The organism is Serratia sp. TSA_130.1 (assembly GCF_052691795.1).
The window spans coordinates 54686-76766 of record NZ_JBQZFS010000009.1; the positions used below are offsets into that span (position 1 = coordinate 54686).

20 protein-coding genes are annotated in these 22081 nt (G+C 60.1%); 15 read left to right on the plus strand and 5 right to left on the minus strand.

The window, feature by feature from the left end; genetic code table 11:
* Positions 1 to 4: 4 nt before the first annotated feature.
* From gpmM to ACUTQY_RS23100, 3 genes are read left to right on the plus strand one after another with little or no spacing between them, the layout of a single operon-like run.
* Positions 5 to 1549 carry a 2,3-bisphosphoglycerate-independent phosphoglycerate mutase gene (gene gpmM, locus ACUTQY_RS23090; RefSeq protein WP_033645200.1) on the plus strand — a complete coding sequence of 515 codons (1545 nt, stop codon included), beginning with the start codon at positions 5 to 7 and terminating at the stop codon, positions 1547 to 1549.
* Positions 1550 to 1558: 9 nt separating this feature from the next.
* Positions 1559 to 2893 (plus strand): murein hydrolase activator EnvC, encoded by a 1335-nt coding sequence (gene envC, locus ACUTQY_RS23095; protein ID WP_028128084.1) that lies wholly within the window; start codon positions 1559 to 1561, stop codon positions 2891 to 2893.
* Positions 2894 to 2895: 2 nt separating this feature from the next.
* On the plus strand, positions 2896 to 3849 hold the full coding sequence (locus ACUTQY_RS23100; protein WP_046687967.1) for a divergent polysaccharide deacetylase family protein: 954 nt from the start codon (positions 2896 to 2898) through the stop codon (positions 3847 to 3849).
* Between the two features lie 40 nt (positions 3850 to 3889).
* On the opposite strand, the gene tdh is transcribed toward ACUTQY_RS23100, so the two are convergent.
* On the minus strand, positions 3890 to 4915 hold the full coding sequence (gene tdh / locus ACUTQY_RS23105) for an L-threonine 3-dehydrogenase (protein ID WP_033645198.1): 1026 nt from the start codon (positions 4913 to 4915) through the stop codon (positions 3890 to 3892).
* A 9-nt stretch (positions 4916 to 4924) separates the two neighbouring features.
* Positions 4925 to 6121, minus strand: a complete 1197-nt coding sequence (kbl, locus tag ACUTQY_RS23110; RefSeq protein WP_033645197.1) for a glycine C-acetyltransferase — start codon at positions 6119 to 6121, stop codon at positions 4925 to 4927.
* 240 nt (positions 6122 to 6361) lie between these two features.
* Here kbl and rfaD point away from each other — a divergent pair, with 240 nt between their 5' ends.
* Genes rfaD through ACUTQY_RS23140 form a run of 6 tightly spaced genes read left to right on the plus strand, consistent with a single transcriptional unit; the run spans position 6362 to position 12738 of the window.
* On the plus strand, positions 6362 to 7291 hold the full coding sequence (gene rfaD, locus ACUTQY_RS23115) for an ADP-glyceromanno-heptose 6-epimerase (protein WP_033645196.1): 930 nt from the start codon (positions 6362 to 6364) through the stop codon (positions 7289 to 7291).
* Between the two features lie 22 nt (positions 7292 to 7313).
* Positions 7314 to 8360 carry an ADP-heptose--LPS heptosyltransferase RfaF gene (gene rfaF, locus ACUTQY_RS23120; RefSeq protein ID WP_033645195.1) on the plus strand — a complete coding sequence of 349 codons (1047 nt, stop codon included), beginning with the start codon at positions 7314 to 7316 and terminating at the stop codon, positions 8358 to 8360.
* 2 nt (positions 8361 to 8362) lie between these two features.
* The gene (rfaC, locus tag ACUTQY_RS23125) at positions 8363 to 9328 is read left to right on the plus strand and encodes a lipopolysaccharide heptosyltransferase RfaC (RefSeq protein ID WP_033645194.1); all 966 of its coding nucleotides are present in this window, start codon (positions 8363 to 8365) and stop codon (positions 9326 to 9328) included.
* Positions 9325 to 10491: a glycosyltransferase gene (locus ACUTQY_RS23130; protein ID WP_046687970.1), complete on the plus strand. Its 1167-nt coding sequence runs from the start codon at positions 9325 to 9327 to the stop codon at positions 10489 to 10491. Before rfaC ends, ACUTQY_RS23130 begins: the two co-directional genes overlap by 4 nt.
* A 28-nt stretch (positions 10492 to 10519) precedes the next feature.
* Positions 10520 to 11761 carry an O-antigen ligase family protein gene (locus ACUTQY_RS23135; RefSeq protein WP_033645192.1) on the plus strand — a complete coding sequence of 414 codons (1242 nt, stop codon included), beginning with the start codon at positions 10520 to 10522 and terminating at the stop codon, positions 11759 to 11761.
* Positions 11758 to 12738, plus strand: a complete 981-nt coding sequence (locus ACUTQY_RS23140) for a glycosyltransferase (protein WP_046687971.1) — start codon at positions 11758 to 11760, stop codon at positions 12736 to 12738. Before ACUTQY_RS23135 ends, ACUTQY_RS23140 begins: the two co-directional genes overlap by 4 nt.
* Before the next feature lie 36 nt (positions 12739 to 12774).
* Here ACUTQY_RS23140 and ACUTQY_RS23145 read toward each other — a convergent pair whose 3' ends face one another.
* Both ACUTQY_RS23145 and ACUTQY_RS23150 read right to left on the minus strand, forming a co-directional pair.
* Positions 12775 to 13869: a glycosyltransferase family 9 protein gene (locus ACUTQY_RS23145; RefSeq protein ID WP_033645190.1), complete on the minus strand. Its 1095-nt coding sequence runs from the start codon at positions 13867 to 13869 to the stop codon at positions 12775 to 12777.
* An 8-nt stretch (positions 13870 to 13877) separates the two neighbouring features.
* On the minus strand, positions 13878 to 14834 hold the full coding sequence (locus ACUTQY_RS23150; protein WP_033645189.1) for a polysaccharide deacetylase family protein: 957 nt from the start codon (positions 14832 to 14834) through the stop codon (positions 13878 to 13880).
* A gap of 210 nt (positions 14835 to 15044) precedes the next feature.
* Between ACUTQY_RS23150 and rfaQ the strand changes: the two genes are divergently transcribed.
* From rfaQ to ACUTQY_RS23165, 3 genes are read left to right on the plus strand one after another with little or no spacing between them, the layout of a single operon-like run.
* Complete coding sequence (gene rfaQ / locus ACUTQY_RS23155; RefSeq protein WP_046687972.1) at positions 15045 to 16127, plus strand: putative lipopolysaccharide heptosyltransferase III; 1083 nt, start codon at positions 15045 to 15047, stop codon at positions 16125 to 16127.
* Complete coding sequence (locus tag ACUTQY_RS23160; protein WP_046687973.1) at positions 16124 to 17251, plus strand: glycosyltransferase family 4 protein; 1128 nt, start codon at positions 16124 to 16126, stop codon at positions 17249 to 17251. The genes rfaQ and ACUTQY_RS23160 overlap by 4 nt, the downstream gene beginning before the upstream one ends.
* A gap of 2 nt (positions 17252 to 17253) precedes the next feature.
* Positions 17254 to 18354 (plus strand): glycosyltransferase, encoded by a 1101-nt coding sequence (locus ACUTQY_RS23165; protein WP_046687974.1) that lies wholly within the window; start codon positions 17254 to 17256, stop codon positions 18352 to 18354.
* Positions 18355 to 18398: 44 nt separating this feature from the next.
* On the opposite strand, the gene ACUTQY_RS23170 is transcribed toward ACUTQY_RS23165, so the two are convergent.
* Complete coding sequence (locus ACUTQY_RS23170) at positions 18399 to 19412, minus strand: glycosyltransferase family 9 protein (RefSeq protein ID WP_033645185.1); 1014 nt, start codon at positions 19410 to 19412, stop codon at positions 18399 to 18401.
* Between the two features lie 125 nt (positions 19413 to 19537).
* Between ACUTQY_RS23170 and waaA the strand changes: the two genes are divergently transcribed.
* The 3 genes from waaA to coaD are packed head-to-tail and all read left to right on the plus strand — an operon-like array spanning position 19538 to position 22078.
* Positions 19538 to 20815, plus strand: a complete 1278-nt coding sequence (waaA, locus tag ACUTQY_RS23175; RefSeq protein WP_019452200.1) for a lipid IV(A) 3-deoxy-D-manno-octulosonic acid transferase — start codon at positions 19538 to 19540, stop codon at positions 20813 to 20815.
* The gene (locus ACUTQY_RS23180; RefSeq protein WP_033645184.1) at positions 20816 to 21589 is read left to right on the plus strand and encodes a glycosyltransferase family 2 protein; all 774 of its coding nucleotides are present in this window, start codon (positions 20816 to 20818) and stop codon (positions 21587 to 21589) included.
* Positions 21590 to 21592: 3 nt separating this feature from the next.
* Complete coding sequence (gene coaD / locus ACUTQY_RS23185; RefSeq protein WP_033645183.1) at positions 21593 to 22078, plus strand: pantetheine-phosphate adenylyltransferase; 486 nt, start codon at positions 21593 to 21595, stop codon at positions 22076 to 22078.
* The last annotated feature ends 3 nt before the right edge of the window (positions 22079 to 22081 follow it).

Consider the following 22081-nt stretch of genomic DNA (forward strand, 5'->3'; position numbering starts at 1 on the left):
TGCAATGTCGAGCAACAAAAAACCGATGGTACTGGTGATCCTGGACGGTTACGGCCACCGTGAAGAGCGGCAGGACAACGCGATCCTGAACGCCGGCACCCCGGTGATGGATCGCCTGTGGCGGGAGCAGCCGCATACGCTGATCGCCGCTTCAGGACTGGATGTCGGCCTGCCCGACGGCCAAATGGGCAACTCCGAAGTCGGCCACGTCAACCTGGGCGCCGGGCGCATCGTATACCAGGATCTGACCCGGCTGGACAAAGCGATCGCCGACGGCGACTTCTTCGCCAATCCGGTCCTGACCGCCGCCGTCGATAAGGCCGTGGCGGCCGGCAAAGCGGTGCATATCATGGGCCTGCTGTCGCCGGGCGGCGTGCACAGCCACGACGAGCACATCCTGGCCATGATTAAACTGGCCGCCCGGCGCGGCGCCAAAGCCGTCTATCTGCATGCCTTCCTCGACGGACGCGACACGCCGCCGCGCAGCGCCGAAGCCCCGTTGCAGCGCTGCCGCGAGGCCTTCGCCACGCTGGGCGTCGGGCGCATCGCTTCACTCATTGGGCGCTACTACGCCATGGATCGCGACAACCGTTGGGATCGCGTGCAGCTGGCCTATGACCTGCTGACCGCGGCTAAAGGCGACTACGTGGCCGACGATGCGGTAGCCGGTTTGCAGGCCGCCTACCAGCGCGGTGAAAACGACGAGTTCGTCAAACCGACCGTCATTCGCGCCGCCGGCGAGGCCGATGCCGCGATGCAGGACGGCGATGCGTTGATCTTCATGAACTTCCGCGCTGACCGCGCGCGCCAGATCACCCGCGCCTTCGTGAACGCGGATTTCGACGGTTTCCCACGCGCCAAACAGGTGCAGTTCGGCGATTTCGTGATGCTGACCGAGTACGCCGCCGACATCGACACCGCCTGCGCCTATCCGCCGGCGTCGCTGGCCAACACCTTCGGCGAATGGCTGATGAAGCACGACAAAACCCAGCTGCGCATCTCGGAAACCGAAAAATACGCCCACGTCACCTTCTTCTATAACGGCGGCGTGGAAGCGCCGTTCAAAGGGGAAGACCGCGTGCTGGTCAATTCGCCGAAGGTCGCCACCTACGATCTGCAGCCTGAGATGAGCGCCGCCGAACTGACCGACAAACTGTTGACCGCCATCCGCAGCGGCAAATACGACGCCATTATCTGCAACTACCCGAACGGCGACATGGTGGGGCATACCGGTGTGTATGAAGCGGCGGTCAAAGCGGTGGAAACGCTGGACGCCTGCATCGCCCAGGTGGTTGACGCGGTGCGCGACGTCGACGGTCAGTTGCTGATCACCGCCGATCACGGCAACGCCGAGCAGATGCGCGATCCGGCCACCGGCCAGGCGCATACCGCCCACACCAGCCTGCCGGTGCCGCTGATTTACGTCGGCAAACCGGCGCAGGCGGTCGAAGGCGGCAAGCTTTCGGACATCGCGCCAACCCTGTTAACGCTGATGGGAATGGAAATCCCGCAAGAGATGACTGGTAAGCCGCTGTTCATCGTGGAATAATCCTTCTCCATGAGGGAGAAGGCGTTTTTTGCACTATCAAGGGTAACCCGAAGCGCAAACGCAGGCAGCCGGCCGCTGCCTGAACGCACCGCGCCAAGGACGTTCACCGCCATGTGCGCCAGCGTATTTTGCGCTGGCGTCTTGCTGTTGCCGCTCGCCGGCCAGGCGGCGGAAGACAATAAATCCCAGCTGAAAGACATTCAGCAGAGCATCGCCGAGAAAGAAAAAGCGGTGAAGCAGCAGCAACAGCAGCGCAGCTCGCTGCAGGATCAGCTGCGGCAGCAGGAAAAAACCATCGCTCAGGCCAGCCGCCAGTTGCGCGACACCCAGGGCACGCTCACCCAGTTGGGCAAGGACATTTCCGGCCTAAACGCCTCGATCGCCAAGCTGCAAAAGCAGCAATCGACCCAGCAAAACCTCCTCGCCAAACAGCTCGACGCCGCCTTCCGGCAAGGGCAGCACAGCGCCGTGCAGCTGATCCTCAGCGGTGAAGAAAGCCAGCGCAGCGAACGTATTCTGGCCTATTTCGGTTATCTGAACGAAGCGCGCCAGAAAACCATCGAAGAGCTGAAACAGACCCGCGCCGAGCTAGCGAAGCAAAAAACCACGCTGGTGGCCAAACAGGGCCAGCAAAAATCCTTACTGAGCGAACAACAGACGCAGCAGCAGAAGCTGGAGCAGGCGCGCGGCGCCCGCAAGAAAACGCTGACCGCGCTGGAAGCCTCGCTGGAAAAAGACCAACAACGCCTGGTGGAACTGCGCCAAAACGAAGCCCGCATGCGCGACAAGATCGCCCGGGCGGAGCGCGAAGCCCGTGCGCGCGCCGAACGCGAAGCGCGTGAAGCGGCCAAGGTGCGCGAACAGGTGCGCATCAAGGAACAGCAGGCGAAGAAAACCGGCACCACCTACAAACCTAGCGAAGCCGATCGCTCGCTGATGGCGCGAACCGGCGGCCTCGGCCGTCCGGCCGGCCAGCTGATGTGGCCGGTGCGCGGCCGCACGCTGCACGGCTTTGGCGAGCAGCAGCAGGGCGAGCTACGCTGGAAAGGCATGGTGATCGAAGCCCGCGAAGGCAGCGAAGTGAAAGCCGTCGCCGATGGCCGCGTGCTGCTAGCCGACTGGCTGCAAGGCTATGGCCTGATGGTGGTGGTCGAACACGGTAAAGGCGACATGAGCGTGTACGGCTATAACCAAAGCGCGTTGGTCAACGTCGGGGCGCAGGTGCGCGCCGGCCAGCCGATCGCTCTGGTCGGCACCAGCGGCGGCCAGGGAACGCCGTCGCTCTATTTCGAAATCCGTCGTCAGGGACAGGCGGTTAACCCACTGCCGTGGTTGGGAAGATAGATTTGCGCTATGTCAAAACCCGTACAGCTCTGTTAATAGGCTGTCTGCTGCAGGTTTACGCTGCGCAGGCAGGGAAACTCTCCATCGTCATCGACGACGTGGGCTACCGCCCTCACGAAGAAAACGCGGTGCTGCAAATGCCGACGGCGATCTCGGTCGCGGTATTGCCCAACGCGCCGCATGCCCGCCTGATGGCCACCCGCGCCCACAGCCAGGGCCGCGAAGTCTTGATCCACATGCCGATGGCGCCGCTCAGCAAGCAGCCGCTGGAACGCGATACCCTGCAGCCCTCCATGAGCAGCGACGAGATCCAGCGCATCATCCGCAATGCGGTGAACAACGTGCCCTACGCGGTCGGCATGAACAACCACATGGGCAGCGCCATGACCTCCAGCCTGCCGGGCATGCAGAAAGTGATGCAGGCGCTCGAAAGCTACCGCCTGTACTTCCTCGACAGCATGACCATCGGTAACAGCCAGGCGACCCGCGCCGCGGCCGGCACCGGCGTGAAGGTGATCAAACGCAAGGTGTTCCTCGACGATACCGCGAACGAAGCCGACATCCGCCGCCAGTTCAACCGCGCGGTCGAATTGGCGCGGCGCAACGGCTCCGCCATCGCCATCGGCCACCCACGCCCGGCGACGGTGAAAGTGCTGCAGCAGATGCTGCCGTCGCTGCCCGCCGATATCGTGCTGGTCAAACCGAGCGCGCTGCTGAACGAACCACAGGGCAACGGCGGCGGCAGCTACGTCCCACCGCCGGTCAAACCGCAAAAACCGCAGCCGAAAAATCCGTTCAGCGGCGGCATCAAGCAGTGCAAGGTCAAACCGCCGAAGGAAAAAGCCAACGCCGGCACCGCGCTGGGCGTCATCGCCGACAGCATTGCCACCTCGCCGCCGGTGACCTTCATCAAGCGTCATTGGCAACACTGGACGCAAGCCAAACCGCAAGCATAAAAAAAGGCCGGAATTCCGGCCTTTTTCACGTCTGCCGAGATTAATCCCAGCTCAGCACCACTTTACCCGACTTGCCGGAGCGCATGGCGTCGAAGCCCTGCTGGAACTCGTCGATCGAGAAACGGTGGGTGATGATTGGGGTCAAATCCAGGCCGGACTGGATCAGCGCCGCCATCTTGTACCAGGTTTCGAACATTTCGCGGCCGTAAATCCCTTTGATAAACAGCCCTTTGAAGATGACCTGGTTCCAGTCGATCGACATATCCGAAGGCGGAATGCCCAGCATGGCGATGCGTCCGCCGTGGTTCATGGCATTGAGCAGCGTGCGGAACGCCGGCGGCGCGCCGGACATTTCCAGACCGACGTCGAATCCTTCGGTCATACCCAGCTCGGCCATCACGTCGTTGAGGTTTTCCTTACTGACGTTCACCGCGCGGGTCACGCCCATCTTGCGCGCCAGTTCCAGACGGTATTCGTTAACGTCGGTGATCACCACATGACGGGCGCCGACGTGTTTGCACACCGCCGCCGCCATGATGCCGATCGGACCGGCGCCGGACACCAGCACGTCTTCCCCGACCAGATCGAACGACAGCGCAGTATGCACCGCGTTGCCGAACGGATCGAAGATCGAAGCCAGTTCGTCGGAGATGTTATCCGGGATCTTGAAGGCGTTGAACGCCGGGATCACCAGATATTCCGCGAAGCTGCCCGGACGGTTCACGCCCACGCCGATGGTGTTGCGGCACAGGTGCGTGCGGCCGCCGCGGCAGTTGCGGCAGTGGCCGCAGGTGATGTGGCCTTCGCCGGACACGCGATCGCCGATGCTGAAGCCTTTGACTTCCTGACCGATCGCCACCACTTCGCCCACGTATTCATGGCCGACCACCATCGGAACCGGAATGGTTTTTTGCGACCACTCGTCCCAGTTGTAGATATGCACATCGGTGCCGCAGATCGCGGTTTTGCGGATTTTGATCATGATGTCGTTGTGGCCCAGCTCCGGCTGAGGCACGTCGGTCATCCAAATCCCTTCTTCCGCTTTCAGTTTTGACAGTGCTTTCATGGTTTTACCTTATGCAATAACGCCAAGATCCTTACCGATACGTGTAAACGCCGCCACTGCGCGTTCGATTTGCTCCGGGGTGTGGTCGGCGGACATCTGGGTGCGGATGCGCGCCTGGCCTTTCGGCACCACCGGATAGAAGAAACCGGTCACATAGATGCCTTCCTTGAGCAACGCATTGGCGAATTCCTGCGCCAGCTTCGCCTCCCCCAGCATGACCGGGATGATGGCGTGATCGGCGCCGGCCAGGGTGAAGCCGGCGGCGGTCATTTTTTCGCGGAACAGACGCGCGTTGGCCCACAGGCGATCGCGCAGCGCATCACCCTCTTCCAACAGTTCCAGCACTTTGATCGACGCGGCGACGATCGCCGGCGCCAGCGAGTTGGAGAACAGGTACGGGCGCGAGCGCTGGCGCAGCCACTCCACCACTTCTTTCTTGGCGGCGGTGTAGCCGCCGGACGCGCCGCCCAGCGCCTTGCCTAACGTACCGGTAATGATATCGACGCGGCCCATCACTTCGCAGTATTCATGGGTGCCGCGCCCGTTGGCGCCGACAAAGCCCACCGCGTGGGAGTCATCCACCATCACCAGCGCCTGATACTCGTCCGCCAGATCGCAAACCCCTTTCAGGTTGGCGATCACGCCGTCCATCGAGAACACGCCGTCGGTGGCGATCAGAATGTGGCGCGCGCCGTCGGCTTTGGCCTGTTTCAGCTGCGCGGCCAGCTCGGCCATGTCGTTATTGGCGTAGCGATAGCGCTTGGCCTTGCACAGCCGCACGCCGTCGATGATCGACGCATGGTTCAACGCATCGGAGATAATGGCGTCTTCCGGGCCGAGCAGGGTTTCGAACAGCCCGCCGTTGGCGTCGAAGCAAGAGGAGTACAGGATCGCGTCTTCCATGCCCAAAAAGGCCGCCAGTTTCTGTTCGAGCTGCTTGTGGCTGTCCTGGGTGCCGCAGATGAAGCGCACCGACGCCATGCCGAAACCGTGGCTGTCCATCCCCGATTTGGCGGCGGCGATCAGCGCCGGATGGTTGGCCAGGCCCAGGTAGTTATTGGCGCAGAAGTTGATCACATGGCTGCCGTCGGCGACGGCGATGTCCGCCTGTTGCGCGGAGGTAATGATGCGTTCTTCCTTGAACAGCCCTTCACTGCGCGTGGCGGCAAGCTGTTGTTCCAACTGCTGATAAAAAGACGCTGACATTCGGTTATCTCCAGGATTGGGCTAATTGCGGCATATTTTACTGATTTGTAACCAAACTGACGAGAATGCGCGGGAGAGAATATTAAAATTGCAGCAGATATCACGGCAAACGGCGGACTTCAATGGCAATGCGGGATATTCGGAGCCCTTCCGCTGTTTGCCGCGGCATGAAATGCTATGATAACCGCCATTGAGCGTGGGGCATTGTGCCCCACCAGGCAGCTTAGCAGGGGTAACCCAATGATTATCGTTACTGGCGGCGCCGGCATGATCGGCAGCAACATCATTAAGGCACTGAACGACAAGGGATATCGCGATATCCTGGTGGTGGACAACCTGAAAGACGGCACCAAGTTCGTCAACCTGGTCGATCTGGACATCGCCGACTATATCGATAAAGAAGACTTTATCGCCAGCATCGTGGCCGGCGACGATCTGGGCGAGATCGAAGCGGTGTTCCACGAAGGCGCCTGCTCTGCGACCACCGAGTGGGACGGCAAGTACATGATGGACAACAACTATCAGTACTCCAAAGACCTGCTGCACTACTGCCTGGATCGCGAAATTCCGTTCCTGTACGCCTCCTCCGCCGCCACTTACGGCGGCCGCGAAGAGTTTATCGAAGAGCGTCAGTATGAAGCGCCGCTCAACGTGTACGGTTATTCCAAATTCCTGTTCGATCAGTACGTGCGTGAGATCCTGCCGGAAGCGGACTCGCAGATCTGCGGCTTCCGCTACTTCAACGTTTACGGCCCGCGCGAAGGCCACAAAGGCAGCATGGCCAGCGTCGCCTTCCACCTGAACACCCAGATCAACCGCGGCGAAAACCCGAAACTGTTCGCCGGCAGCGAAAACTTCAAGCGTGACTTCATCTACGTCGGCGACGTGGCGGCGGTCAACCTGTGGTTCTGGGAAACCGGCAAATCCGGCATCTTCAACTGCGGCACCGGTCGGGCGGAAACCTTCCAGGCGGTGGCTGACGCGGTGGTGGACTTCCATCAGCAAGGCGCGGTGGAATACATCGAGTTCCCGGAGAAGCTGAAGGGCCGCTATCAGGCGTACACCCAGGCCGATCTGACCAAGCTGCGCGCCGCCGGCTACGACGCACCGTTCAAAACGGTCGCCGAAGGCGTGAAAGAGTACATGGCCTGGTTGAACCGCACCGCATAAGCTGAAGGAATTAACGCTGGGTATGAAAATACTGGTTATCGGCCCTTCTTGGGTTGGCGACATGATGATGTCGCAAAGTCTCTATCGCACCCTGAAGGCCGAATATCCGACAGCGGAGATCGATGTGATGGCGCCGGCCTGGTGCCGCCCGTTGCTGGCGCGCATGCCGGAAGTCAATCAGGCGCTGGCGATGCCGCTGGGCCACGGCGCGCTGGGGCTCGGCGAACGCCGCCGCCTGGGGCGCGCTCTGCGCGCCAACCGTTACGATCGCGCTTACGTTCTGCCCAACTCGTTCAAATCCGCGCTGGTGCCTTTCTTCGCCGATATCCCGCAGCGCACCGGCTGGCGGGGCGAAATGCGCTACGGCCTGCTGAACGACGTGCGCGTGCTCGACAAGGCGGCTTTCCCGCTGATGGTGCAGCGCTATGTGGCGCTGGCCTATGACAAAGGCCGCGTTCAGCGCGCCGACGATCTGCCGCAGCCGCTGCTGTGGCCGCAGCTGCGGGTGAGCGACGAAGAGATCGCCGAAACCACCTCAGCCTTCAACCTGACCGACAGCCGCCCGATCGTCGGCTTCTGCCCAGGCGCGGAGTTCGGCCCCGCCAAGCGCTGGCCGCACTATCACTACGCGGCGCTGGCTCAACGGCTGATCGAGAGCGGCTATCAAATCGCGCTGTTCGGTTCGGCAAAAGACCATGAGGCCGGCGAACAGATCCGCGCCGCGTTGCAGGACGACGCGCGCGATTTCTGCCTTAATCTGGCCGGAAAAACCCAGCTGGAGCAGGCGGTGATCCTGATCGCGGCCTGCCGGGCGGTGGTCAGCAACGACTCCGGTTTAATGCACGTTGCCGCAGCGTTGAACAAACCGCTGATAGCCTTGTACGGCCCAAGCAGCCCCGACTTCACGCCGCCGCTCTCCGACAAGGCGCGGGTGATTCGCTTGATCAGCGGCTACCACAAGGTGCGTAAGGGCGATGCCGAACAGGGGTATCACCAAAGTTTGATCGATATTCAGCCGCAGCAAGTGTTGGATGCGCTGACGCCGTTGCTTGTCGCCAGCGAGGAATAGTCATGCAGGTGTTAATCGTAAAAACGTCCTCGATGGGAGACGTGCTGCATACGCTGCCCGCCCTGACCGATGCGCTGCAGGCCATTCCCGATATCCGCTTCGACTGGGTAGTGGAAGAAGGTTTCAGCCAAATCCCCACCTGGCACCCGGCGGTGGATCGCGTGATCCCGGTGGCCATTCGCCGCTGGCGCAAAAACTGGTTCGGCAGCGACACCCGACAGCAGCGCTGCGACTTCAAGCGCGCGCTGCAAGAACGCCGTTACGATGTGGTGATCGACGCGCAGGGCCTGATGAAAAGCGCCGCGCTGATCACGCGCGTCGCCAAGGGCAACAAACATGGCCCGGACTGCAAAAGCGCGCGCGAACCGTTCGCCAGCTGGTTCTACAACGTGCGCCATGAGATAGACAAACGGCAGCACGCGGTGGAACGCACGCGCGAGCTGTTCGCCAAAAGCCTCGGCTACGATAAACCGGGCAGCTACGGCGACTATGCCATCGCCGCGCGTTTTCTCAGCCAGCCGCCGGTCGATGCCGGTCAATATCTGGTGTTTTTGCACGCTACGACCCGCGACGACAAGCATTGGCCGGAGCAGAACTGGCGCGAGCTGATCGCGCTGACGGCCGACAGCGGGCTGAAGATCAAACTGCCCTGGGGGGCGGAGCATGAACATCAGCGCGCGCTGCGGTTGGCGGAAGGTTTCCCACATGTCGAGGTGCTGCCGAAGCTCAGCCTGCAGCAGGTGGCTGACGTGCTGGCGGGCGCCAGGGGCGTGGTCTCGGTCGACACCGGGCTAAGTCATCTGACCGCCGCGCTCGACAGACCGAACATCACGCTGTTCGGGCCAACCGATCCCGGCCTGATCGGCGGCTATGGGCAAAATCAGCACTCGCTGATTTCGCCGGAAAAAAGCATGGCGACAATCGACGCCGATACGGCATGGCAGGCGTTGCAAAAGGTTATAGCATGAAAAAACTGCATATTATCAACCTGGGTAAAATGGGCGGCGTCGAGCGCCTGTTCCTGCAGTACATCAACGATACCACCGACGGCAGCAACCAGGTCTTGTGCATCAGCGGCGACATTGGCGAAGAGATCCGCCGCCAGTTGCCTGCGCATCAGCCCGTCACCTTCGCCAACCGCCTGATCAATGCACTGCCGCTGCGCTGCCCGCAGTTCCTGCGAAAATTTCTGTTGAAGTGGAAAATCGAGCGGGCCAACGCCGACGTGGTGATCGTCTGGGATCTGGTGCCGGGGCTGGCAGCCAAACCCAAGCGCGGCAAGCTGGTTTACTACGATCACGGCTGCTCCTGGCGCTACCCGAAAAATCAAAAGACGCTACGTTTCTTCGCCATGCTGGACGGCGTGATTTCCGCCTCACACGCCTCGAAGCGGGTGATGGAGCTGCGCTTTAATCTGCCTTGCCCAAACCACGTGGTGATCAACCGCATCAAGACGCCGGCGGGGATCGACAACACGCCGAAAACGCTGTCACAGCCGATCAGAATCGGCACCGCCTCGCGTCTGGTCAGCCTGAAAGGCATCAGCGTTTCATTATTGATGATGCAGGAACTGCTGCGACGCGGGCATGACGTCACGCTGGAAGTGGCCGGCAAAGGGCCGGATCGCGCGGCGTTCGAGACGCTGGCGGCCCGGCTCCAGCTCGGCGATCGCGTCACCTTCAGCGGTTACCAGGATGACGTCGCCGGCTTCTTCAATCGCACGCACATTTACATGAGCACACCGATCACCGAGCCGTTCGGCTTGTCCTGCATGGAATCGCTCTATTTCGGCGTGCCGGTCATCTTCCCGCAGGTTGACGGCCAGCCGGAAGCGGTGAAAGACGGCGTCTGCGGCATTGGCCTGGTTCCGTCGGTCACCATCGAACAACACCGGCAGCTCACCGATATCGAGGTCGACTTCCCGCATGAAGTCTACGATCCGTTAACCGACAGCCTGGTGTCGCCCAAGCTGTTGTCGCATATCGACTGTGCGGATGCCGTTGAGACATTGCTGGCGGGCGAAACCTACCAGACGTTGAGCCGAAACGCGCAGCGCTATCCTGCTGAACATTTCAACTATGCTCAGTTCAAAGCTGAGTTTGACGACACGCTGCGATCCTTCATCGTTTAATCAACACGTGAGCCGGAAAACACGCCCGATGCTAAAACAAAAAACGCCGCACCCTGCCTTCAGTTATTTGATTTATCTGGGATGCGCCATCGCTTTTTGCACCATTCCTTTCGGTTCCGCGACCGGACGCAATCTGTTTTACGTTTCCAGCTACATCGCCTTTATCGCCGTTTGCCTGTATCCGCGCTACTACTTCAGCAACGTTAAAAATCTGCTGTTGCCCGCGCTGATGTTCTGCGTCGGCATGGGCACCATCCTGTGGATGCATCACTTCAAACAGCCGGGTGAGTACATCAACATTTATCGCTCTTATATGTCGACCGGCAAACTGCAGCTCGCAACCGCTTTCATCTTGCTGATTGCGCTCAATGAGCGGCTGTGCGTGCAGCGCCTGCTGATCGTCGTGGCCCTCGTTACCGGCCTGGCGATCAACGGCTATTCTCTCTATCAGGGATTGCGGCTGGATATTCCTCGCGTGGAGCTTAACTTCGATCGCGCCACGGTCGCTGCCTATCTGATGACCGCCATCGATCTGGTGATGATGCAAGCCATCCTGATGCTGCGCACCCGCTACCGCCTGGTGCTGTACATTGCGGCGTTCCTGCTTTCCTTCTCTGCGCTGGTGCTGACCGGCACCCGCGCGGCGATGCTGGTTTACCCGGTGGCGATTTGTCTGTCGCTGCTGGCGACCAAGCATCTGGTTTCCAGGAAACACAAGCTCGCGTTGATGGCCTCGGTACCGCTGCTGCTCGTAGCCTGCGGCCTGGTGTTCAAACCGCAGATAGAAGAACGCATTCAGGCCTTTGAGACCGACATGCGTCTGATGGATCAGCCACAGACTGAAAACTCGATCATTTCCCGACTGTCGATGCAAACGCTGGCATGGCGCACCGGCTCACAAGCTCCTTGGGGTCAATCCGCCGAGCAGCGCGGTGAAGAGATCCGCGCCATCGTCGCGCAGCAACCTCGCCTGTCTGGCGTCATGCCTTACATCAACGTGCATCTGCATAACGAGCTGCTGGAAACCTATTCGCTCAAGGGGGTCTGGGGGACGTTGCTGTTGCTGGCGCTGTATATCGGCCTGTTCTTCTCTTCATTCCGGCCGCAGCGCAACGCGCTGTTGCTGAGCGTGAGCGCCAGCCTGTTCGTTTACGGTCTTAGCGATGTCATCTTCTTCAGCACGGAAGGCACCGTCATGTTCTGTCTGGCGCTGATCGCCGCCGTGCTCTCCGTGGCGAAACCGCCTTCCGCCCAGGAGCAGACCGCGTGAAAACTCATCAGCCACCGCTGCTCAGCGTTATCGTGCCGTTTTACAATAACGAAGCGTTCGTCATCGCTGCGCTGGATTCGTTATTTACGCAGATTTCTGATGAGATTGAGGTGGTCATCATCGACGATGGCTCTACCGATGCGTCAGGGGCGCTGGTCAGCCGGTATCTGGCGCAGCGGCAGCATCCGCACGTGGCTTTTATTTCACAGGCCAACGGCGGCATTGCGCACGCCCGCAATGTCGGCCTGCAGCGAGCCACCGGGCGCTACGTCACCTTTCTCGACGGCGACGATCTGCTGAGCGACGACTATCTGGCGATCCTGCGGCCCCTGCTGATCGCCGATGAATATGACCTGATCGATTTTAATTATCAGAAGTTCACCGAACAACCGCCGAAACCCGAGAACCGCGCGACGCAGCCCGCAGCCTACGACTTTTCCTCGTTGGGGCTGGGCAGCCTGCAACCGCTGTTCGCACGCTCGATGTGGCACCTCTGGAGCCGGGTATATAAGCGCACGCTGCTGGCAGGGGAAACGTTCGAAGACGGCAGGCGTTATGAAGACGTGATTTTCACGCCTTTTCAGTATTTCAAAACTCGCCGCATCGCCCATCTTGACTGCGAACTCTATTTCTACCGGGATAACAGCCAGGGCATCACCCGCAATATCAAACCCAAAGATATTGAAGATTTGCTGTTCGCCATGGAGAAGATGCTGCGCTTTGTGGCGCAGCATCCTGGGGATGAGCCGCTGCGCCGGTTGGCCGCCCTGATGCTGGCCAACTGCTTTTCCGAGGTGAAAAGCATGTCGAAGGCGGTGTACGGTTATTATCATTACGCGCCGGCAACGCTGCAAATTCTGCGCCGCACCGCCGCTGTCTGCCGCAACAGCGACGTGCCGGGCAAAAAAGTCCGCCAGATGCGCTATGCGCGAGTGGATACCTTTCTTTCGAAGCTGCGCGGGCGCAAACCACGCTAACCGCATCGGCCTGGCGGCCGATGCGTCGCCGCACCCCTAGCGCGCTAAAGGCACGTGCGCGACCAGTTCGTCATAAATCCGCTGCGGCTGAATGACCCCCATCGGGCTTTCCGCCTCCAGCGGCATCGTATAGCCGGTACGCGACACCTGAATGATGCGGTGCAGTTCAGGATCCTGAATCGGCCCGGTGGAGCGTGAATCGGCGGTCACGAACAGGCTGATGGTTTTCACCTTCAGCGCCACCGCCAGATGCAGCGGCCCGGTGTCGCCGGTGACCAGAACATGGAAACTGTCGAGCAACGTCAGCAAGCCTTGCAGCCCCGTTTTACCGATTTGATTATCCACGCAGGCCAGCGTTTGCGGGCCGATCAGGCTCATAAACTGTTGGGCTTTGCCGTCGTCAAGCGGTGCGCCAATCAGCACGATGCGCACATTGGGGTGCTTCGCCACCAGCTCATCGGCCAGGCGCGCATAGTGCGACACCGGCCAGCAACGCGACTCCGTCGATGCCCCAAGTTGAAAACCGATGGTGGGATGGTCGCTGCTTTTGACGCCGCGCTGATAGTCCACGGGAATTTCCATCGTCGGATCGTCGCTGCGGCAACCCAAAATGGAAATCAGCTCCAGCTTGCGGCGCACGAAATGGCCGTAATAATGGAAGATATAGTTGGTTAACCAAGGTTCCAGCCCGCAAATGCCCGAGCTGTAGTTATCCCTGATGATGTACTTTGCCCCCGCCATGACGGCGCTGATGATGTCATAAGGCAGGTGAGAGTGCAGGATCAGCGCCAAATCCGGCTGATGTTCGCGCAGCGATTTCAGCAATGGGCGTATCGTCTTGATCTTGCTGTCCCAATACACCACGCGATCGTAATAGCGGCCGTTTTCCACCAGTTCGCGGTTTTTCTTGTGCACCACCAGCGTGATGTGCGCGTTGGGATAGCGTTCCCTCATCGCCCTCAGTGCCGGCGTGTTGAACATGAAGTCGCCCAACGCCGTGGTGGAATAGATGACGATATTGTCAAACTGCTGGGCGCCGTCGAACGTCGCCTTGTCCTGAAAACGGCCGTACTTCGCCGTATAGCGCCGCAAAAACCAGTCGGCAACCTTGATTTTCCATTTCTTCGACATGTGCGTGCTTAGTTCGCTTTAAGTTGATAATACTCGGCCAGCGTCATGCCCACCGTGCGCTGCTGCAGCCAGTCAAACAGCTGCTCCAGATCGCGGTACAGCACTTCGATATCCTGCTCGGTTTTGAACGTCGGGCTGCCGCCCGGCATAAACTCGGAGGAGTGCAGCATAAACTCGACGTAGTCATGCCCCTGCGCCAACGACGTCTCGGCCACGCTTATCATCTTGGCCACGTTGCCGCCACTCGGCCGCAGCCAGTTGACGGACGGCGAACGCCGCTTGCCGCGCAGCCGATCATAGCCCTGCTTGAACGCATTCATCAGCGCCGAATGCTTGTACTGGATGCTCATCGGCACTTCCAGCAGCGACGAAGCGCCCGGCTTGGCGATGTTCTGCGGATCGATGAAATAGGCCTGCGACGGGAACCGGCTGTAATCGGTACCGCCGTTGCCCTGCGGGTTGCCCGGCGAAAACTGCCAGTTGACCCGCGGCGTGACCGAACAATCCACCTGATAGCCGTATTCCAGCAGCAGTGAGGCATAGTATTCGTTGAACGCCCAACGGCCGGCGCGATGGCTGAGCATTTTGGTCTGGAAGGCGTCCTCCAGCAGTTTGGTCATGTGGTCGACTTTGGCGCGTATCTGATCGGCGGGATACTCGATCAAATAAGGCTTGTGGCGCCAGTCGTCATCGGTGAGCGGCGTCAGCGGCGGGCTGTTCCAGGCGTGCAGATGCATGCCGACTTCACCGGCACCGCGGGCGATCACGTCACGCGCGAACTCGACGTAAGCCGGATCCATCGCCATTTCATAGTTGGTGAGATAAACCGGCTTGAAGGCATATTTCTCGCACAGCGCCTGAAAGCGCGGCAAGAAACGCGTGTTTTCGGTCGCGATGCGATCGTGGTTTTGCCACAGATTATCGCCTTCGGTATCAATGGTGATGAGAAACGCCGGTTTAGTCATGAATATCGAACCTGATATCAACAGAATACGCTATGTTACGCAGCCCGTTTCGCCAGGGCAAACGACTTTGCTGCCTGGTTTGGACAACGTTGAAGCGCATTCGTCCCCGGCTCGGCGATTTTTTTGCGGCCCGGCAAGAAAACCGTGCAACAGTAGCCACATGCGATCGGGTCATTTAGAATCAAAGATTGGTTTCCCAGAAAGCGACTCATGATGAACGACGCGCCAGCCCCAACTTCCGCCCCATCCGTACAGCGTATTTTGATCATAAAACTGCGCCATCACGGCGATATGCTGCTGGTCACGCCGGTCATCAGCAGCCTGCGGCAACACTACCCGCAGGCGCAGATCGATGTGCTGCTGTATCAGGAAACGCAGGAGATGCTGGCCAGTAATCCGGAATTGTCGACGCTGTTCGCCATCGACCGCCAATGGAAAAAACAGGGCGCCCGCGCGCATCTGGGGCACGAGCTGGCGCTGCTGCGTCGTCTGAAGGCGCAGCGCTACGATCTGGTAGTCAACCTGGCCGATCAGTGGCGCAGCGCCATTATCACGCGCCTGACCGGCGCGCGCATCCGTCTGGGCTTCGATTTCCCTAAACGCCGCGGCTTCCTGTGGCGCCACTGCCACACGCAGCTGGTGCCGGTCGACAATCACGCCCACCTGCATACCGTCGAACAAAATCTCTCGCTGCTGGCGCCGCTGAACCTGCCCGCGCTCAGCGAACATGTGACCATGAGTTATGAGCCACAAGATTGGCAGGCTTGTGAGCAACGGTTGCAGAAACAGGGCGTCGCCGGCAGTTATATTGTGGTGCAGCCCACCTCGCGCTGGTTCTTCAAATGCTGGAGCGAAGAGAAAATGGCCGCCACCCTCACCGCCTTGCAGGCCGACGGCCACCAGCTGGTGATCACCTCCGGCCCCGACGCCAGAGAAAAAGCCATGGTCGAGCGCATTTTGGCGCTCTGCCCGCCGCAGGGCGTGATCTCGTTGGCCGGCCAGCTGACGCTGCGCCAGCTGGCCGCCCTGATCGACCACGCCAAGCTGTTTATCGGCGTGGATTCGGTGCCGATGCACATGGCCGCCGCGCTGCAAACGCCGTGCGTGGCGCTGTTCGGCCCTTCCAAGCTGACTTTCTGGCGGCCATGGCAGGCTACCGGCGCCGTGATCTGGGCCGGCGACTTCGGCGAACTACCCGATCCGGACGCCATTGATACCGGCACCGACGAACGGTATCTCGACCTTATTCCTACAGACGCGGTGATTGCAGCCGCGCGGAGCACGCTGGCATGAAAGCATTTCGTTTGGCGATCGTTCGCCAAAAATACCGCCCGGACGGCGGAGCCGAACGTTTCGTTTCCCGCGCCCTGGAAGCGCTGGAACAACAGGATCTCGATCTGAACGTCATCACCCGCGAATGGCAGGGTGACGCCAATCCCAACTGGCATATCCACCTGTGTAACCCGTTGAAACTAGGCCGCATCAGTCGCGAACGGGGCTTCGCCGTGGCGGCCAGGGCGCTGTGGCAGAAAGAGCGCTTCGATCTGGTGCAAAGCCATGAGCGCATTCCCGGCTGCGATATCTACCGCGCCGGCGACGGCGTACACCGCCGCTGGCTGCTGCAACGCGCGCGGCTGCTGCCCGAGTGGCGCCGCAAGTGGCTGTTTTCCAACCGTTATCACCGCTATGTGATGTGCGCCGAGCGCGCCATGTACGCCGCACCGGAGCTGAAAGCCGTCATCTGCAACGCCGAAATGATCAAACGGGAAATCATCGCCGACTTTGGCGTGCCCGCCGACAAAATCACGGTGATCTATAACGCCATCGACAATCAAAAGTTCCTGCCCGCCGACGAGGCCCAGCGCCGACGCCTGCGTGAGCAATATCAGATCCCGCAACAGGCGCACTGCCTGATCTTCGTCGGCTCCGGTTTCGAGCGCAAAGGGCTGGCCGCCGCCATCCGCGCCGTGGCGGCGACCAACAGCCACCTCTTGGTGGTCGGTAAAGACAAAGCCGAAAAGCGTTACCGGGCGCTGGCGCAGTCGCTGGGCTGCGGCGATCGCATTCACTTTATGGGCGTGCAGAAGCAGACTCTGCCGTTCTATCAAGCCGCGGATGCGCTGCTGCTGCCGACGCTGTACGATCCGTTCCCGAATGTGATTCTGGAAGCGATGTCCTGCGGCCTGCCGGTTATCACCAGCACCACCTGCGGCGGCGCCGAGTTTATCACCCCGGGCCAGAACGGCTTCGTGACCGACGCGCTCGACGTGCCGGCCATCACAGAAGCCATTCGGGCGCTGCCGCGCCAGGCGCTGGGATCCTCCATGGGCGAAGCGGCAAGATTGCGCATTATGACGGCTACGCCGGCGCATCTCTCCGAACAGCTCATTTCCCTCTATAACCGGTTACTGGATTAGCTATGCGTATTCTGATGATCATCGATGGCCTGCCGGGAGGCGGCGCGGAAAAAGTGGTGCTGACCCTGTGCCAAGGCATGCAGCAACAGGGGCATGACGTCAGTCTGATCTCGCTGCGTGACGTCTGCAATTACCCTATCCCGTCAGGCATTGATTATCAGGTGGTGGCCGATCGCAGCCGTGCCCCCTGGCGCAAGCTGACCGAGCTGTCGCGCCGCGCCGCCGCGCTGGATCGGGCGGTAGCCGAACACGAGCGCCAACACGGCGCGTTCGATCTGGTGTTCTCCAACCTGCACAAAACCGATCGCATCGTCAGCCGCAGCAAGCGGCTGGCTTCGGATCGCCTGTGGTTCTGCATTCACGGCATTCTCTCCACTTCCTACCTCGGCCACCGCAAAGGCCTGGATCGCTGGCTCAAGCAACGTAAAATCGCCAACGTTTACCAGGGGAGAAATATCGTCGCCGTTTCACAGGCGGTCGGCGGCGATCTGCAGCAGAATTTGCCGATCCGCCCACGTCGGCTGGCGGTCATCAATAACCCGTTCGACATCGACGCCATCCGGCAACAGGCGGCGGCACCTTGCGAACTGGCCGGTCAGGACTATCTGGTGCACGTCGGCCGCTTTCACGCCACCAAGCGGCATGACCGCCTGCTGAAAGCCTATGCGCAATCCGGCATTCAGGCGCCGCTGGCTTTGATCGGCACCGGGGATGACGCCCGCGTCGCCGAGGTCAAGCGTCTGGCGGCAGACTTGGGGATCGCAGAGCGCGTGCTGTTCCTCGGCTTCCAGGCCAATCCCTATCCGTTTATCCGCCATGCCTCGCTGTTGGTGCTCAGCTCCGATAGCGAAGGGTTTGGCAATGTGCTGGTAGAATCGCTGTTGTGCGGCACGCCGGTGGTCAGCACCCGCTGTCCGGGCGGCCCTGCGGAAATTCTGGAAAAAGCCGGCATGGCTAACGCGTTGGCGGAATTAAACGAAGCGTCGCTGGCAGAAAAAATGGCGGAAATTTACGCCAACCCACCGCAGATAAATCAACAGCCATTGCTGAGCTATGGGCTGGAGCCTATTTGCCGTCAATATATTGAGCTGAAAGAAAAATAATAAATTAATAAATAAGGCAGGTGATGCCTGCCTTATTTTCTTCGCTAGCTTAGCGCCTGCATTTTCTGCCAAACCTCATCGACAGAAACATCTTCACAGTGCCCCGACTCACTCTGCAAAATATGATGACGGCCGGTCCATGGATGCCAGGACGTTTTATCGGTATCGCCAAAGAACACCACCATATCCTTATTCAGCGCGGCGGCAAGATGCATCTGCCCGCCGTCGCTGCACAGCACCCGATCGCATAAATCGAACCCGCCCAACAGCTCGCGCACCGAGGCCGTCGGATAAAGCGCGACGCGTTCGTTTTGGCACAGCGCCAACAGCTGTTCTGCGCGCTGCTGATCGCCGATGTCGTCCGGCGCCAGCGTGCCCTGCGGCGACCAGAAGATCAGCACGCCGGTGCGGGGATCGGCGGTCAGGCGGTTGATGATTTCGGCATAGCGTTCAACCGGCCAGCGCCTTTTCGGGCTACGGCTGCTGATATGCACGGCGCAAACCCGTTCGACCGATGGCAGGCGTTCCTGCAGCCGCTGCGCCGCCAGCTGCCGCTCTTCCGGCGTCAGGAATACCCGCACCGGCGGGATCGGAATGGCTTGATCGGTTATCGCCGATAAATAGCTGTAGGTGTGTTCGACCTGATGTAGACCGCGGAAATCGTCCTTGCGGAACGGGCGCTGAATATCTTTCGTGCCCAAATCGGCGCCGATGATATGGGTGGCGCCGGCCATTTTCGCTAAACGCAAGCTGTATTTGCAAGGCACCGGGTTGGCCAGAATGACCGCATCGAACTTTATTTTTCGCAGCTTCAGGAAGATCATCAGACGTTCGAAATAAACGCCCAACGTCGTTTCATTTTTCGCCTTGTGCTTGGCCTTTTTATAGACAAAGACTTTCTCGAGATGAGGGTTGTTTTTAACAACGTCCTGGCTGACTTTATTGATCAGCAGATAAACTTTTGCGTCTGGATAGGCAATTTTCACCCCTTCAATCAGAGGCGTGGTGCAAACAAGATCGCCGATGTTGTCGCGGCGAATAATTAAAATATTCTTCATTCCGAGCCTATCGGCGAAATCGCTCGCCGGTTGTCTGAAACTGACACCCAAGGTTACCAAATTAGCGCCTTTCCCTTCCAGTTATGGTACTATTCCGAATAACCCATATAAATGAAATTGATAGAATGTTGCTGCGTTTATATCAGGTACTACTCTACCTCATCCAACCCCTGATCTGGCTCCGCTTACTGCTGCGCAGCCGCAAAGCTCCAGCCTACCGTAAACGCTGGGCGGAACGCTATGGCTTCTGCGCCGGGAAAGTCGTGCCGGGCGGCATTATGCTGCATTCCGTCTCCGTCGGCGAAACGCTGGCGGCCATCCCGCTGGTGCGGGCGCTGCGCCATCGTTACCCCGCTTTGCCGATAACTGTGACCACAATGACCCCGACAGGTTCAGAACGCGTCCAGTCCGCTTTCGGCAAAGACGTGCATCATGTCTATCTGCCCTACGATCTGCCCGGTTCCATGAACCGCTTCCTCGACCAGGTGAATCCCAAGCTGGTGATCATCATGGAAACCGAGCTATGGCCTAACCTGATCAACGCACTGCATCAGCGGCAAATCCCCCTGGTGATCGCCAATGCGCGCCTGTCGGCGCGATCCGCCGCCGGCTATAAGAAAATTGGCGGATTCATGCGCGATATGCTGCGCCGCATTACGCTGATCGCCGCACAGAACCAGGAAGACGGCGATCGTTTTATCGAACTGGGCCTGAAACGCTCGCAGCTGGCCGTTACCGGCAGCCTGAAATTCGATATCTCCGTCACCCCGGAACTGGCCGCCCGCGCCGTTACGCTGCGCCGCCAATGGGCGCCGCGCCGCCCGGTGTGGATCGCCACCAGCACCCATGAAGGCGAAGAAACCATCCTGCTCGAAGCGCACCGCAAGCTGCTGGAAAAACACCCCGACCTGCTGCTGATCCTGGTGCCGCGTCACCCGGAACGCTTCCCGACCGCCAAGGAACTGGTACAGAAGGCCGGCTTCAGCTACACCCTGCGCAGCAGCGGCGAAATCCCGTCCGGCAGCACCCAGGTGGTGATCGGCGATACCATGGGCGAACTCATGCTGTTGTACGGCATCGCCGATCTGGCCTTTGTCGGCGGCAGCCTGGTGGAACGTGGCGGGCATAACCCGCTGGAAGCCGCCGCCCACGCCATCCCGGTGCTGATGGGCCCGCACACCTTCAACTTTAAAGACATCTGCGCCAAGCTTTCGCAGGCCGAAGGCCTGATCACCGTGACCGACGTGGATTCGCTGGTAAAGGAAGTGGAAACCCTGTTGACCGACGAAGACTACCGCCGTTACTACGGCCGCCATGCGGTGGAAGTGTTGTATCAGAATCAGGGAGCGTTGCAGCGCCTGCTGCAGCTGCTGGAACCGCACCTGCCGCCCCGGAGTCACTGAATGAGCAGCCGCAAAAGCCTGTCGGTGGTGATGATCGCCAAAAACGAAGCCGGGCTGTTGCCGGACTGCCTGCGCTCTGTCGCCTGGGCCGATGAAATCATCGTGCTGGACTCCGGCAGCGAGGACGACAGCGTCGCCGTCGCCGAAAGTCTGGGCGCCAAAGTCTTCACGCACACCGACTGGCAAGGATTCGGCAAGCAGCGCCAGCTGGCGCAAAGCTACGCCAGCCATGACTACGTATTGATGATCGACGCCGACGAACGCGTCACCCCCGAACTGCGGCAATCCATCGAGCGGGTGTTGAACGCGCCGGACGACGGCGCCGTTTACAGCTGCGCGCGGCGCAACCTGTTCCTTGGCCGCTTCATGCGCCACAGCGGCTGGTATCCCGACCGCGTCAACCGCCTGTACGCCAATTCACGCTATCGCTATAACGACGATCTGGTGCACGAGTCGCTGAACATCGGCGACGCCAAAGTGATCCCCCTCAGCGGCGATATGCTGCACCTGACCTGCCGCGACTTCTTCGCCTTTCAGCGCAAACAGCTGCGCTATGCCGAAGAATGGGCCACACAGCGCCACCGGGCCGGCAAGCGTTGCGGCTATCTGTCCATCCTGACCCACACGCTCGGCGCCTTCGTCAAAACCTGGCTGCTGCGGGCCGGCTTCCTCGACGGTAAACAGGGGTTGCTGTTAGCGGTGGTCAACGCGCAATATACCTTCAATAAATATGCCGCATTATGGGCATTGGGCCGCAACTACTCAGAGAAGTGAATCATGACCAGCAAAGCCATCTATCCCGGGACCTTCGATCCCATGACCAACGGCCACCTGGATTTAGTGACGCGCGCGTCGCTGATGTTCGATCACGTGATTCTGGCCATCGCCGCCAGCCCGAGCAAAAAGCCGCTATTCAGCCTGGATGAGCGCGTGGCGCTGGCGACGCAGGTCACCTCGCATCTGGACAATGTGGAGGTACTGGGCTTCAGCGAGCTGATGGCGCATTTCGCCGCTCACCAGAATGCCAATATCCTGGTGCGCGGCCTGCGGGCGGTGTCTGACTTTGAGTATGAACTGCAGCTGGCGAACATGAACCGCCATTTGATGCCGACGCTGGAAAGCGTGTTCCTGATGCCTTCCGAAGAGTGGTCGTTCATCTCCTCCTCACTGGTGAAGGAGGTCGCCCGCCACGGCGGCGATATCGCGCCTTTCCTGCCCGATGTGGTCACTCAGGCGCTGATGGCGAAGCTCGCCGCCGCGTGATAC